Genomic DNA, 13,558 nt, shown 5'->3' on the forward strand with positions numbered 1-13,558 from the left:
ACCGGCCTCGCTTACAGGATGCCGGTGGCTTCGGTGAGCAGCCAGATGCCGATCACAAGCAGCACGGCGCCGATAGCGACCGTGAGGCCGAACTGGCCCCACGTCTTGCGGCCGGTGTGGATCTCCGCGTAGGTCCCGTAGGCGTGGTAGCAGACGCCGATGAACATCGACGCCACCACCAGCAGGGCCACGAGCATGATGATGTCGTAGCCGTAGTTGCGGATCGTCTCCATGATGCCGTTGCCGGTGCCGCGCGTGGGGTTCTCCAATTGCGGCAGACCTTGCGCGAACGACAGCGCCGGCAGCGCGGCGGCGCCCAGGGCCACGGCGGCGCGCTGGGCAAAACGGGAAGTGAGGTTGCGGTTGTGCATGGTCGGGCCTTTCAGGTCAGGACAGAAGGAAGAAACTCAGGACGAGGTACATCGCGACGAAGCGGATGCAGACGCCGAGGAACTGGCGCTGGTTGAGGCGGCTCTCGGACCACCCCACGTAGGCCGTTCGGATGGCCCAGACGCCCCACACGAGCAGGACCGCGAACACGACGCCGACCAGAACGGTCGCCATCGCGGAAGGCGCGATACCGCTGTTGGCTTGAAATGCCGAGACCTGGGCGCCGTTCATTGCTTGCCCTCCGCAGTCGTCGCCGGCAGCGGCTCGGTCGCCCGTTCGGTGCGGTATTCGCCGGCCAGTTCGGAGGGGGCGCGCGGTTGAGCGCGCGATGGCGTCAGGTGAAATTGGATGCCGGCGCGCACGCGCGCCAAGTCAGCCTGGAGCCGCGGGTAATCGAAGTGGTAGCGCTCGCCCGGTGTGATGGGGGTATGCGCGGCGCTGTCCGCGACGGTGCGTTCCAGCGCGTCGAGCTGGCGCAGCGCGGCGACCAACTCCTGGCGCTGCGCCGGGGACTCGGCCAAGGCCATCGGGGACCGGCCCAGCACGAGGGCCGTCACGAGAAAAGTGGGCACGCCGCGATGCGCGGCGCGCAGCCAGATCGAAGCCAACATCGCGCCATTCCTGTGTGATCAGCAATGGGTTGATCGTGGAGATCAGGGCTGTTTCAGGCCGCAAACAATAGGAACCCGGAAGCGACCGGATTGATGGCCTAGAGGTACTTTTTGAAGCTGCCCGCGGTCAGGCTCACGGCCAGTCCCAGCAAGGCTGCGCTGGGCAGCAGGATCAGCAGCGGATGCACCGAGATCGGCAGCGCGAGGTAGGTGATCCAGGGCAGCACGGCCAGCGGCATCAGGCTCGCTTTCGCGCGGTGGTAGATGAAGCCGGATTCCCGGCCCGCGCCGAACCGCCGCACGTCCCGCCGCACCAGGCCGTCGATCAGGCCGACGAATGCCGCAGTGAGGATCAGCGGCAGCGTGAGCACCAGGACCAGCAGGCGCACGAGGAACGTGAGCGTCGTGAAGGCCGCGGCGATCAGGTAGCTCTCGGCCCAGACATAGGCCTGGCTGATGTAATAGCGGAAGTTGCGCGTCGGCTCGCGGCTGGGCGCACGGGCGCGCTCGGCGGTCTGGCTCATGCGCTCCAGCAACCCCGAGCGCACGAACACCCACCCGTACCCGGTATCCACCAGCTCGTGCGCCGTGCGCCCGGGCTCCTGCACCACCACGCTGCGCGTGAAGTGGTTCGACAGGTGCCCGAGTTCGTACTGCAGCATCTGCTGGGAGTGGCGCCAGCCCTGGTCCTTCCAGAACAGGTGCATGCCGACGCACTCCACCACGATCGAGAACAGCAGCGAACCGATCAGCACCCCGAGCAGCCTGAACGGCAAGGTGATGGTGCCGACGATCAGCCCCTGGCGCTGGTTCTGCTCCCGCTGCGCGGTCGAGGCGGCATCCTTCATGGTGCGGCCTCGCCGGTGCTGTCGTCGGCGCCGGTGGCCACCGCGTCAGGCTCGGCCGGAGCGGCGTCATCCAGCAGGTCGTCGGGCAAGGCAGCCTCCTGCAAGGCTGGGGAACTGGTGAACTCCCACCATTGCGTGGCCTCGCTGTAGCTCTGACGCATGTACCCAGCCAGTTGCTGCAAGTCCGCCGGCATCACTTCATCGGGGTCAGGCGCTGGCAGTGGCATCCGGACCTTCCAGAGCTGACCACCCTGCAGCAGCGCGAAGCATTGGCCTTTGGGCAGGCCGACGACGTGGGATGGCTCGATCATCGGCACGCTCGACATGCTGATGCGGTCTTGCGTGTTGCTGGTGAAGTCCGTCGTCCCGCGGATGTCCGAGGCATCGGTCGCGCCGGAGACGATGGTGGTGGTATAGACCTCCACCTTGGGCAATTGACGGGTCAACAATTCCGCGGTGGCGGTTTCCCGAACCCGCAGCATGAACAGGTTGTTGAAGTTGCCGATCACCTGGCCGGCCTTCGCGCGGTTGCCGATGCGGGCCTCGATGTCCGAGAGCGTCTGCGTATACGCGGTCACCTGCAGCCCGGCACCGCCGCCCTTGTTGATAAGGGGGATGAACTCGTCGCCCATCAGTTCGTTGAACTCGTCGGCATGGACGTTGATGGGAATGCGCGTGCCAGCCGAGGCACCCGGCAGGCCGTCGTCGATCCCGTGCTTGTAGATGTGCCCGGCTACCGACACCAGGTCGGAGAACATGGAGTTGCCGACCGCCGCGGCGACTTCAGCATCCGACAGCGCATCCAGGCCGACATAGACCACGGCGCGCTTCCTGATGACTTGCATCCAGTCGAAGATCGGGCGCGCGTCAGACAGGTCGGAGTAATTCGGCGCCAGGAGTTGGGCGATCTTGCCGCTGGTGAGCTTTTCCAGCAGCGGCAGCAGCGATGCAACGATCTTGTCGAAGTAGGTCTTGTCGTAGCGCACCGCCGAGCGCAGGCCATCGAGCACAGGGTCGTAGTTGCGCGCCTGGGAGAGGTATTGCTCCAGCGCCACCACACGCTTCTCGCGCCCGATCATGTTCCTTGGGATGTTCTTCTCGTTGAGCTTGGCCTCGATCTGGACGATCACCTCCCAGGTCTTGGGCTCGGTCTTGGCGAAGTAGTGTTGGGCGTACTCCATGAACAGCGCGTCGATGTTGATTACGTGCCGCTGGATCAGCATGTAGTCCGGGCGCTGCCCCAGTTCCACCAATGCGCGCGCAATGATGTTGACGAAGCGCCATGCGAACTCGCGGAACGCTGCACTGTTGCCCTCGCCGGAGAGTTGCCCGGCAATGCGCGTGGCGACTTCACTGATGCGTCCGAAGCGCCCCACCGCGTTGTAGCGTGCAGAGAACTCGGGCCAGCCGAGGTGAAAGACGTAGAACTCGCCCTCGCGACCCGCTCGCTTGGCTTCGACGTACATGCGTTTCAAGAGATCCGCGTCGCCCTTGGGGTCGATGACGATCACGACCTCATGCTCACCGTCTGCATTCGTGCGACTGATGTCCTGGGTGACGAACAACTCGGCCAGCCGCGTCTTCCCCACGCGCGTGGTGCCCAGCACCAGCGAATGGCCGACGCGCTCACCCAGTGGCAGGCTGACGTCGACCTCGTCGGGTTCGATGCCGTGCAATCGCGGCAGGCCGCCTACCGGTGGCAGTGGCCGCACGGGGTTGAATGACACATCCCAGCCCGTGAGCCGTACGAGGCGAGACAGTGGAAACGGTGCGAACTCCAGCCGCTCCTCCAGGCGTCGCGCCAGCCGGTATGCCGGTGTTGGCTCGACGTAGCGGCGAAATTCCGGCCGGTACGTCTGCATCAGCCTGTGGGTGTGCTTCTGTTCCCACAGGAAACCGCGCCCCACGAACAGGCGCTGCTGGCTGACCGGCACGTCCCTGCTCGTCATCACGTAGCGCGGCAGGCGCCGGATGTTGCGGCGGTAGCGCAGGATCACCCGCGCATCGCGGTAGCGGATCGCGCCATAGGCGCCGAACGCCAGTGCGGCACCGACGCCCATGGCTGGGCTCAGCGCGAGCGACCACGGGGCCACCAGGGACAGAAACGCGGCGCCCGCACATGCCGCGACGGTGTATAGCTCCACCGCTGGGCGCAACAGGACTTCGACGGGCTGTTTCCCCGACATGGCCTCATTGCTCGATGCCGGTCGCCGTGATCAGCGCCGGGTAGTGCCGCAGGCCCAGGCGTTCGGCCAGATCATCGCCGGCCACGGGGGCCATCGGCACGCCAGGCGCCAGTGCGCGCAACCGCGCCAAAGCCTGCGCGGTCTCGACATTGACCACCAGGCCGACCGCGCCGCGGTCGTGCAGCGACGCCGCGTGACGGCGCAGCCAGGCTTGCGAGGTCTCATCGTCGCCGATGACCACGAAAGGCCGCAGGCCCGGTGCCTCGATCACGCGCCGCGCGACGAAGCCGGGCATCAGCTTCGCGCTGCGTACCGGCAGCATCGCTGCCTCGTCAGCGGGGGTGGCGGGAATCTGCGGCGTCGGAATGGGAGGCCGCAACGCGCTGTTGGCGCGTGGCTGCAGGTTAAGCGCTTCGTAGTACGGCAGCGCCGACGCGCCGCCGCGGTCCTCGACCACGATCAGCGGTTCGGCGGCATGCGCGACCAACGGCAGCGCCGCCAGCAGCGCGAGCAGGCCCCGCAGGGTCCAGAGCGGTTTCGTCATGGGGTCGACTCCTGACGCACGGCTCGCGCCGTGGCGATTGAGTGCGTGCCCTGCACGCGGGCGAGGTGTCGGGATACGCTGCGTCGATAGCGGGCGGCAGGCTCACCGCCCGCGGGCCGGTGGTAGCGGCCCATGGCCAGCAGCCAGTCTTCACCGGGGGTGTACTGCTCCTTGAGGATCTCGGCGGCGCTGGCGAGATTGCGGTACGGGTCCAACAAGTCGCAGGCATGGGTGTAGCGGTGCGGGTGGTAGCCCAGGTTGATCTGGCCCAGGCCCGCGTCGATGCGCGTGGGTGGCGTAGATCGCATCGCCTGCTGCAAACCGGCGCAGGCATCGGCACGGGTGGCGAAGCGCCGCGACTGGCCGGCGACATTCAGGGTCCACGGCCATGGGACGATGCGTCCATTGCGTCGCATGCCGCTCTCCTGCAAGGCCACGGCGTAGAGCACCGTCGAGGGAATGCCCGCGCGCTGTGCGGCAAGCTGGTAGGCCGGTGGCGGAACCTCCTGGGCATGGGCGGCGCAGGCGAACAGGCCCGCAGTGAGCGCCAGTGCGCGCAGCAGCGCCGTTACGGCTGGCGTTGCCATTGGCCGTTCACTTCGCGCACAACCGCAGGCAAATCGCCGGGCAGGCTCAGCGACAGCCAGCGGCCGCCGTCGTGGTTGAGCGTGATGCCGCCGCTGCGCACCCGGGCCGGGTCGATCTGGGCGCGCTTGGCCCAGTCGCGGATGCGCGCATCGTCCTGGCGGCTGCCGACCATGTAAAGGTCGAACTCGGCACCCGAGGATTGCAGGCGTTGGACGAGTTGCCCGCAAGCCGCGCAGCCGTCCTTGATGAACACTGCCGTGCGACCGCTGCCCCGCGCAGCGGCGGCGCCTGGCCTCTCGTCAGACAGGTTCACCCGCTGCATGCCGGGGTTCAGGCGCTGCCAGGCCTCGTCGTAGGCGCGCTGGTACGCGAGCAGCTTCTCCACGCGGCGCGCTTCGACTTGCACCTGCAGCTCTGCGTAGCGCCGCCGTTCTTCGTCGGTGCGCGCCTCGATGCCCAGGGCGGACAGCGGGTCCAGATTTGGCGAGTAGATGCCCAGCGGCCCATCCATCAAGTCGCGATAGCGCGCCCATTCCTGCGGTTGCAGGCCCCATTCGCCTGCCACCCGGTCGTCCAGGATGCGGGCGGCCAGCGGGCGCTCCTGGCTCTGCGCATTGCGGGCGGGGGTCGTGGCGGGCTGCTGCGCCCAGGCGGGCAACTGCATGGAGCCCAGCAGGAACGCGTACAGGATGATCGACGGCTTCATGTGGTGGGCTCCGGTCAAGGAATCGCCACGCGACGGGTCTGGTCGCCGGCCTGGAACACCGCGGCATTGCCCTCGATCGCCTGCAGGCGCCACGGACCCAGCGCATCACCCGGCAGCAGCACCTGGAGCTGATCGGGCGTGAAATCTCCGGCACTCGGGGCGACGGACACGCTGCGCTGACCCGCGCGCAGCTCAGCGCCGACGACACGAAATGGCAGCGGCGGCGGTTCGGACTTGGCGGTGGCCGGTTGGCTCGGGGTGCGCCGCTGGGTAGGCGCCGCTGCACGCGCAGTCGCTTGGCGCACCTTGATCTGCTCGACTTCGGTACGCAGCGCCTGAACGTCCTCGGCGGTGGCATAGCCACCCAGCGCCTGTTCGGCTTGAACGATGCGCGCCTCCATTGCCTGCCGAGCGTCTTGCAGGCCTGCGGCGGTGGCGGCTGCGGGCTGCTGCTGCAAGGCCCGCGTGGTCTCGGCCAGCCCGGTCACCTGGGCTTCGAGGCGCTGCAACCGGACATCGAGCTGCTGCTGGTCGGCCTGATCGGTCATCGTCTGGTGGCCCAGGATCGCGAAGACACTGAGACCCAGCAGCCAAAGCCAGAGCAGGCTTTGCAACACCACGGCGGCGGTCGGGCGCCGGAGCGGCTGTGCCGCGTTCATGGCTGGCCTCCCGCAAAGGGGAACGTCTGCACGGCCTCGGCAGCAGGCGGCTCGGACACCGGCTCGGCACCGGTGTCGCGACCAGGCCGCTCGAAGCAGACCTGCCGCGTCCGGTCATCGGCGTGCAGTTCCCAAGCCGGACCGGCCAGGGTGAGCAGTGCATCGCGCAAGGTCATGGGGCCGAGATGCAAGTGCGCCGCCGGCAGCGGCAGCGCGTACAGCTCGATCACCGCATGCGGGGTCTCGCAAAGCTGGTAGCCGCTGCGTTTGAGCACATGCCGCAGCCCGTCGCCGACCGTGGCGCGGACCTCCTCGGGCATGGACACGTCGATGGTCTGCACCAGCAGATCGCGCTGCGCCGCCATCGGCGCCAGCTCCACCAGGGTGTAGCGGCCATAGCGCACGACGGGAATGAACTCGGGCGGTGCAGCCTCGGGCGCGGGTGGGACGTCCTCGACGGTGCTGGCGGCCAGCGGCGGTGGCGTGGTCGCGCAGCCGCTGGCCAAGGCTGCGGCCAGGAGGCTGGTACCGACCAGACACCGGGATACATGGATTGCAGGCATGGCATCGGCTCTTCTGTTGCGATGCCGATACCTTGGCTGCGCGCGGCTGCGCGGTCAGTCAGAAATGCGAACTGGGGGGTGCCCGCTTTTGCAGTCCAACACATAGCGCAACCCGCAAATCCAACTGTGGTTTGCACATTAATTCTATAAATGTTGTATTATCGAATCATGAAAGAGGATCAAGCCATTTCCGCCTTAAACGCCCTGGCTCACACCCAGCGCCTGCGCGTGTTCCGCGCCTTGGTCGTTGCTGGCCCGGGCGGACTGACGCCGAGCACGCTAGCTGACCAGCTCGACGTGGCCCGCAACACCTTGTCCTTCCACTTGAAGGAACTGGCCCATGCTGGCCTCGTCAGCATCGAGCAGCAGGGCCGCAACCTGATTTATCGCGCCGAGTACGGCCGCATGGACGGTCTGATCGGTTACCTGACCGAGCATTGCTGCCAAGGTGGCGTATGCGAGGTTTCTCCATCCAAGACCTGCTGCTGACCATGACCGATACCACTTACAACGCCTTGTTCATCTGTACGGGCAATTCGGCCCGCTCCATCCTCGCCGAAGGCATCCTCAACGACATGGGCCAAGGGCGGTTTCACGCCTGGTCGGCAGGTAGCCATCCGAAAGGCGAAGTTCACCCGCTGGCACTCGCCACGCTGGAGCGGCTGCACCTTCCGACAACGGGCTACCGCAGCAAGAGCTGGGACGAGTTCGTGAAGCCCGATGCGCCGGTGTTCGATTTCATCTTCACCGTCTGCGACAACGCAGCCGGCGAGGCGTGTCCGCTGTGGCCGGGCAAGCCGGTGTCGGCGCATTGGGGCGTGCCTGACCCGGCAGCCGTGGAAGGCACCCTGGAACGACAAAGCAAGGCGTTCTTCGATACCGCCATGACGCTGCGCCGACGTATCGAGTTGTTCCTGTCGCTTCCGATCAAGAGTCTCGATGCCATGTCGTTGCAGCGTGAACTGCGCGACATCGGCCGCCAGTGAGGCCCGCCCGATGAGCGCAACCGATACTGCCGGCCCCGCGCCAGCAAACTCCGCCATGAGCGGCTTTGAGCGTTACCTGACGCTATGGGTGGCGGTGTGCATCATCGCGGGGATCGCTCTGGGCCAGTTCGCGCCCGCCGCATTCCAGGCCATCGGCCGCATGGAGATTGCCAAGGTCAACCTGCCGGTCGGCCTGCTGATCTGGGTAATGATCATCCCCATGCTGCTGAAGGTGGACTTCGCCGCGCTTGGCCAGGTGCGCCAGCATTGGCGGGGCATGGGGGTCACGCTGTTCATCAATTGGGCCGTCAAGCCGTTCTCAATGGCGTTGCTGGCGTGGATCTTCATCCGCCACGTCTTTGCCGACTGGCTGCCCGCCGATCAGCTCGACAGCTATATCGCCGGCCTGATCCTGCTGGCTGCTGCACCGTGTACCGCAATGGTTTTCGTTTGGAGTCGGCTGACTGGCGGTGATCCGGTATTTACGCTGTCGCAAGTGGCCTTGAACGACACCATCATGGTGTTCGCCTTCGCACCCATCGTCGGCCTGCTGCTGGGCCTGTCGTCGATCACGGTGCCGTGGGACACCTTGCTGGTGTCGGTGGGTTTGTACATCGTCATTCCGGTCATCCTGGCCCAGCTCTGGCGCCGGGCGCTGCTGCGCAAGGGGCAGGCCGTGTTCGACAGGGCACTGGAACGCATCGGCCCATTGTCCATCGCCGCGCTGTTGCTGACGCTGGTGCTGCTGTTCGCCTTCCAGGGCGAGGCCATCATCCGGCAGCCGCTGGTGATCGCCATGCTGGCGGTGCCGATCCTGATCCAGGTGTTCTTCAATTCCGGTCTGGCGTACTGGCTCAACCGCCAGGTGGGCGAAAAGCACTGCGTCGCTGGGCCATCCGCGTTGATTGGTGCCAGCAACTTCTTCGAGCTGGCCGTGGCCGCCGCCATCAGCCTGTTCGGCTTCCATTCCGGCGCAGCACTCGCAACAGTGGTCGGCGTGCTCATCGAGGTGCCGGTCATGCTGCTGGTGGTGCGCGTGGTCAATCGCTCACGCGGCTGGTACGAACGCCGCGCGACCACTTCGTAACCTCCAAGAGGCATCCATGAGCACCATCACGATCTACCACAACCCAGCCTGCGGCACCTCGCGCAACGTGCTGGGCCTGATCCGCAACAGCGGCGAGGAACCGACCATCATCGAGTACCTGAAAACGCCGCCCGACCGCGACACGCTCCAGGCGCTGATCGCGGCGATGGGCGTGCCGGTGCGAGACGTGCTGCGCGAGAAAGGCACGCCCTATGCCGACCTCGACCTGGGCAACCCGAAGTGGAGCGACGACGACCTGATCGGCTTCATGCTCCAGCATCCCATCCTCATCAACCGGCCTATCGTGGTCACGCCGCTAGGCACGCGCCTGTGCCGGCCTTCGGAAGCCGTGCTCGACCTGCTGCCGCAGCCGCAGCGCGGCGCGTTCAACAAGGAAGACGGCGAGCCGGTGGTCGATCAGGACGGCCGCCGTGTCTGAATCTCGTCTCGACCTGCCGAACATCGACACGGCGCTGTTCCAGCAACCGGACACCGAACATCTGTTCGCGCCGGCACGGGCCACGCACGCGCCGCGCTTCCTGCTGCTCTATGGTTCGCTGCGCGAACGCTCGTTCAGCCGCCTCGCAGCCGAAGAAGCCGCACGCATCTTGCGGGCGCTGGGCGGCGAGACCCGATTGTTCAATCCGTCCGGGCTGCCTCTGGTGGACGATGCGCCGGCCGATCACCCGAAGGTCAAGGAACTGCACGAACTGGTGCAATGGGCCGAGGGCATGGTGTGGAGTTCGCCGGAGCGCCACGGCGCGATGACCGGCCTGATGAAGACCCAAATCGACTGGATTCCGCTGTCGGTCGGCGCGGTGCGCCCGACCCAGGGCAAGACGCTGGCGGTGATGCAGGTATCGGGCGGCTCGCAGTCGTTCAACGCCGTCAACCAGATGCGCGTGCTGGGCCGCTGGATGCGGATGCTGACCATCCCGAACCAGTCCTCGGTCGCCAAGGCGTACCAGGAGTTCGACGAGGCCGGACGCATGAAGCCCTCGGCCTACTACGACCGCGTGGTGGACGTGATGGAAGAACTGATGAAGTTCACGCTGCTCACGCGCGACGTGGCGCCGTATCTGGTGGATCGTTACAGCGAGCGCAAGGAAAGCGCTGAATCACTGTCCAGGCGTGTACGGCAAGGTGCAATTTGACGCTGCGAGGCGCTGAAAAAAGAGCCGACGACCTCTCGGTCGTCGGCATTGCGTGAAGTTCAGGCGGCGACCAGTTGCCGGGCCAGTGCGACCTCGACGGAATCACCATCCTGGTTCAGGACATCCAGCCCCGATTCGGGCACGTCGCCCGAGGTGGACTGCGAGACCATGATCTTCTTGGCCATCAGTTCCAGGCAGGTCATCTGCGAAGAACCGGCGTAGCCGAGGTAGATCACGCGCACCGGCAACTTCTGCCCGATGCGCCAGGAGCGGCGTGCCGCCTGCTGGAGCGAGTACACGTTGTAGCCCGACTGCATGAACACGATCGTCGGAAACTCCAGCAAGTCCAATCCCGTCTTGACCAGCTCGGGATTGGTGATGAGCACGTCGATGCCACGATCCAGTTGCTCAGCGATCCAGTCTTCGCGGCGGCTGGCATCCACGCTTGCGCGCAGCACCGCCACCTTGAAGCCTTCTTGCTCCAGCAGCACCTTCAGGCGCGACGTGGTGTCCCGCGTGCCGGTATAGACCGTGTAGGCCAGAACCTTGCGGCCCTGCGCCTTCTCCGCTTTGCAGATGTCGATCAGCTCACGCTCCTTGGGGCTGATCTCGAACTCGTTGAACTGAGCCGGGACAAACGCCAAGGTGTTGCGCGTGCGCGGATGCACCACGGTCTCCGACCGGAAGCAGCAATCCGGCCAGGCCAGCAGCACGTTGAGGACCACACCCAGCAAGGTCGTATCGCGTCGCGCCAGAGCCTGTTTCAGCTCCGCGGTCAGCCGACCCGCCAGATCGCGGTAGGCCGCGGCTTGCGCCGTGTCCATCGCGACTTCACGGAACTCCTCGTCATACGGCGGCAGGACGTTGCCACCGATGTCCTTGAGCTTGAGAAAGATCGTGAACGGCAGGATGCAGCGCAGCACGCCCTTGGGGCCAAACCCCGGGGCCTTGACCGTGCGCACCGATACCTTGGTGCCCTTGGCCGTCTTGTGCGCCGTGCCGGTGCTCTCGGAGTAGATGTCCTTCAACACCCCGTGATCGCGCATGAACGCCATCGCAGCCGAGGTCATGCTGCCGCTCGTGGTCGGGCGGTAGCCGTCTTCGATCATCCGCCCCGGAAGGGCTCGGAACAGCAGGTGGAACAGGTCGTCCCCGTAGCCGCCCATCAACGTGCCGGTCAGCAGCAAGGTCTTGCGAGCCTTCGCCGCCAGCACGCCCATGGCCTGGCCCTGGGCACTGCCCCCGTTCTTGTACTCATGTGCCTCATCGGCGATGAGCAGGTCGAACGTGCCTTGCGGCAGGTAGCGTTTGATGAACTCGGACGGCTGATAGCCGCCCTCGCCAAAGCCGAACTCCATGTTGGCCATCGCACGTTCCATGCGCGTGGCCTGACGGTCGGAAAACACCAGCTCGCCGTTGCCATCCATGAGGTTGATGAACTCATGGATGTTGTCGCCGAGCATCGACGCCAGGAACCCGTCACCGAACTTTTGCATCAGCTTCTGCGCGGTGACCTCTCCGATGGTCGGTATGCGCTTTAAGGCTTTGAGCACGGCCGAGGACTGGTCGCTGCCGGACAGACTGCGCGGGCGGATCAGTGTCCACAGGGGCGCGGCGCAGTGGCCGCACTTCCTGCGGCACTCCTCGGCTTGGAGCGCGATCGGGTTGACCGGCTCGCCGTCGAGGTCGGTGATGACCGTGCCGCAGTCCGGGCAGGCCGCCACGTCGCCGTGGCGGGTGCGCCGCGTGGTGAAGACAGGCTTCCAGTGAAAGCCCATCCGCATCCTGACGCGCCCCAGGACGAAGAACTCCTGGCCCGTGGGCTGCACGCCCAACTGCTCGCGCAGCTTGATGAGCTTGACGAGCGTATCCGGCCCGTTGAGTACCCACACCTTGGCACCGGCCACCGTCTCCTGGATCTCGCGCCGCCACTTGTAAACCAGGTGGGGCGGCGACAGCACCAGAGTGCGGCGATAGCCTTCGGCGTTGAGCACGGCGGCCGTGGCAATGCCGACGGTCGTCTTGCCGCAGCCCATCTCGCCATTGACGATCGCAGCACGTTCGCCACGGTCGATCAGCAGCTCGGCGGCGGCGTGGACGACTTCGGCCTGGGCTGGGAACAGCTTGCGCTTGAGGCTGGCGACCACCAGTTGCCGGTGCGCCTGCGGTTGGCCGGTATAGACCGGCGGATTAGCGCTGTTGAGGGCGTCGAGTAGTTCGTCGCCGAACTCGCCGACAAAATCCTGAAGGCTCAGGGTCAGAGGGGAAGATTCCGCGTCGAGCAGTTCGCCCTGTACGGGCGCGGATTCAGCGGCAGTGGTTTCGAGATCGAGGGACATGGTGATGCTCCAAAGAAAAATGGGGCATGCACCACCCCCAGCGGGGCAATGGCATGCCCCGTGGTGGGAAGAGAATCGACGCGTGGCTGAGGGTGGTTGAAGGTGCTGGCCTGGGCGGCCCGCAGGTGAACCGTGCTCAGTCTTCGGACGGAAGCACGATGACGGTTGCGCAGCGCTGCGAATCGGTGACGATGCGAATGGCGAGCCCCGGATGGATCACGTAGTGCGATTCCAGCGACGCGCCCGATTGAAGCGCGCTGCTGTTCGTCTGCCATTGCTGGATGTTGACGTCGCCCCAGTCGCCACGGGTGTGGCGCCTGAAGTACGGGATCGGGTCCAGGCGACCCGCGCGGACCAGGCGGTCTACACCTCTGCTGAAGATGAGCGCCCCGATGGGGAACGCCAGCCGCTGGCAGTAGGTTTCGATGCGATGCGATGCCATGGGCTCCTCCTTGATGAGTCATTGAGCCACGACACCCCTGCCGGAGTGAAGTGGCTCCGTCAGGTGGATGAGGATGACGATGTGGGGCCTCAGATCAGGTCCCGCTCTTCGGGAAGCTGGACCACCGTGGTCTGGTGGTCCTCGCTGGTCTTGACGATCAGCGCCAGGTCCGGCGTGATCCTGAACTGCGAGATCATTAGGTTGTCCTGTTGGATCGCCACGTCGTTGGCTTGGCGTGTGGCCTCATCGATCTCGCCCCAGTCCCCGCGCACATGGCGCTGGACATAGGCCAAGGGGTCGATCAGGCCTCGCCGGGCCAGCCAATGCACCTTCTCGCTCAACTTCAACGTACTCGGTGCGAACAACGGTTGCTTGTGCGGCGCAGGCCGCTTGAACGGATTGGGGATCATGGTGTTTCTCCTTCGAGTTGGTACAGCAGGACGGCAGCGCGTCCG

General features: G+C 65.9%; 18 protein-coding genes. 5 read left to right on the forward strand and 13 right to left on the reverse strand.

All coding sequences use genetic code 11. The features are described 5' to 3' along the window. Window positions 1-11: 11 nt before the first annotated feature. From FK527_RS15005 to pilL2, 10 genes are all read right to left on the reverse strand, one after another. Window positions 12-371 (reverse strand): TIGR03745 family integrating conjugative element membrane protein, encoded by a 360-nt coding sequence (locus FK527_RS15005; RefSeq protein ID WP_003090173.1) that lies wholly within the window; start codon window positions 369-371, stop codon window positions 12-14. A 16-nt stretch (window positions 372-387) separates the two neighbouring features. Then, window positions 388-621: a TIGR03758 family integrating conjugative element protein gene (locus FK527_RS15010; protein ID WP_003050225.1), complete on the reverse strand. Its 234-nt coding sequence runs from the start codon at window positions 619-621 to the stop codon at window positions 388-390. Continuing rightward, window positions 618-1,001, reverse strand: coding sequence for an integrative conjugative element protein, RAQPRD family (locus FK527_RS15015; protein WP_013391806.1), 384 nt, complete (start codon window positions 999-1,001; stop codon window positions 618-620). Before FK527_RS15015 ends, FK527_RS15010 begins: the two co-directional genes overlap by 4 nt. Before the next feature lie 98 nt (window positions 1,002-1,099). Continuing rightward, entirely contained in the window at window positions 1,100-1,849 is a 750-nt protein-coding gene (locus tag FK527_RS15020) for a TIGR03747 family integrating conjugative element membrane protein (RefSeq protein WP_013391805.1), read from the reverse strand. Continuing rightward, complete coding sequence (gene traD / locus FK527_RS15025) at window positions 1,846-4,035, reverse strand: type IV conjugative transfer system coupling protein TraD (RefSeq protein ID WP_144735305.1); 2,190 nt, start codon at window positions 4,033-4,035, stop codon at window positions 1,846-1,848. The genes FK527_RS15020 and traD overlap by 4 nt, the downstream gene beginning before the upstream one ends. A gap of 4 nt (window positions 4,036-4,039) precedes the next feature. Further along, a complete protein-coding gene (locus tag FK527_RS15030) occupies window positions 4,040-4,579 on the reverse strand; it encodes an integrating conjugative element protein (protein WP_013391803.1) in 540 nt (179 codons plus the stop codon). Next, entirely contained in the window at window positions 4,576-5,166 is a 591-nt protein-coding gene (locus FK527_RS15035) for a transglycosylase SLT domain-containing protein (protein WP_013391802.1), read from the reverse strand. Before FK527_RS15035 ends, FK527_RS15030 begins: the two co-directional genes overlap by 4 nt. Continuing rightward, window positions 5,148-5,873, reverse strand: coding sequence for a TIGR03759 family integrating conjugative element protein (locus tag FK527_RS15040; protein WP_013391801.1), 726 nt, complete (start codon window positions 5,871-5,873; stop codon window positions 5,148-5,150). The genes FK527_RS15035 and FK527_RS15040 overlap by 19 nt, the downstream gene beginning before the upstream one ends. A 14-nt stretch (window positions 5,874-5,887) precedes the next feature. Continuing rightward, complete coding sequence (locus FK527_RS15045; RefSeq protein ID WP_013391800.1) at window positions 5,888-6,532, reverse strand: hypothetical protein; 645 nt, start codon at window positions 6,530-6,532, stop codon at window positions 5,888-5,890. Next, a complete protein-coding gene (gene pilL2 / locus FK527_RS15050) occupies window positions 6,529-7,095 on the reverse strand; it encodes a PFGI-1 class ICE element type IV pilus protein PilL2 (protein WP_013391799.1) in 567 nt (188 codons plus the stop codon). Before pilL2 ends, FK527_RS15045 begins: the two co-directional genes overlap by 4 nt. A 168-nt stretch (window positions 7,096-7,263) precedes the next feature. Between pilL2 and FK527_RS15055 the strand changes: the two genes are divergently transcribed. From FK527_RS15055 to arsH, 5 genes are read left to right on the forward strand one after another with little or no spacing between them, the layout of a single operon-like run. Next, a complete protein-coding gene (locus tag FK527_RS15055; protein ID WP_016445103.1) occupies window positions 7,264-7,584 on the forward strand; it encodes an ArsR/SmtB family transcription factor in 321 nt (106 codons plus the stop codon). Between the two features lie 2 nt (window positions 7,585-7,586). Next, window positions 7,587-8,081: an arsenate reductase ArsC gene (locus FK527_RS15060; RefSeq protein WP_013391797.1), complete on the forward strand. Its 495-nt coding sequence runs from the start codon at window positions 7,587-7,589 to the stop codon at window positions 8,079-8,081. A gap of 10 nt (window positions 8,082-8,091) precedes the next feature. Next, window positions 8,092-9,168 (forward strand): ACR3 family arsenite efflux transporter, encoded by a 1,077-nt coding sequence (gene arsB / locus FK527_RS15065; protein ID WP_013391796.1) that lies wholly within the window; start codon window positions 8,092-8,094, stop codon window positions 9,166-9,168. 16 nt (window positions 9,169-9,184) lie between these two features. Further along, window positions 9,185-9,607: an arsenate reductase (glutaredoxin) gene (gene arsC / locus FK527_RS15070; protein WP_013391795.1), complete on the forward strand. Its 423-nt coding sequence runs from the start codon at window positions 9,185-9,187 to the stop codon at window positions 9,605-9,607. After that, a complete protein-coding gene (gene arsH, locus FK527_RS15075) occupies window positions 9,600-10,322 on the forward strand; it encodes an arsenical resistance protein ArsH (protein WP_013391794.1) in 723 nt (240 codons plus the stop codon). The genes arsC and arsH overlap by 8 nt, the downstream gene beginning before the upstream one ends. Before the next feature lie 59 nt (window positions 10,323-10,381). Here the strand turns inward: arsH and FK527_RS15080 are convergent, their stop codons facing one another. From FK527_RS15080 to FK527_RS15090, 3 genes are all read right to left on the reverse strand, one after another. Beyond that, window positions 10,382-12,661: a helicase-related protein gene (locus FK527_RS15080; RefSeq protein WP_013391793.1), complete on the reverse strand. Its 2,280-nt coding sequence runs from the start codon at window positions 12,659-12,661 to the stop codon at window positions 10,382-10,384. 136 nt (window positions 12,662-12,797) lie between these two features. Then, the gene (locus tag FK527_RS15085; RefSeq protein ID WP_003116817.1) at window positions 12,798-13,103 is read right to left on the reverse strand and encodes a hypothetical protein; all 306 of its coding nucleotides are present in this window, start codon (window positions 13,101-13,103) and stop codon (window positions 12,798-12,800) included. A gap of 89 nt (window positions 13,104-13,192) precedes the next feature. Next, on the reverse strand, window positions 13,193-13,513 hold the full coding sequence (locus FK527_RS15090) for a hypothetical protein (RefSeq protein WP_003116818.1): 321 nt from the start codon (window positions 13,511-13,513) through the stop codon (window positions 13,193-13,195). Window positions 13,514-13,558 lie beyond the last annotated feature (45 nt).

It is taken from the genome of Extensimonas perlucida (genome assembly GCF_007655255.1).
GTDB lineage: Bacteria > Pseudomonadota > Gammaproteobacteria > Burkholderiales > Burkholderiaceae_C > Extensimonas > Extensimonas perlucida.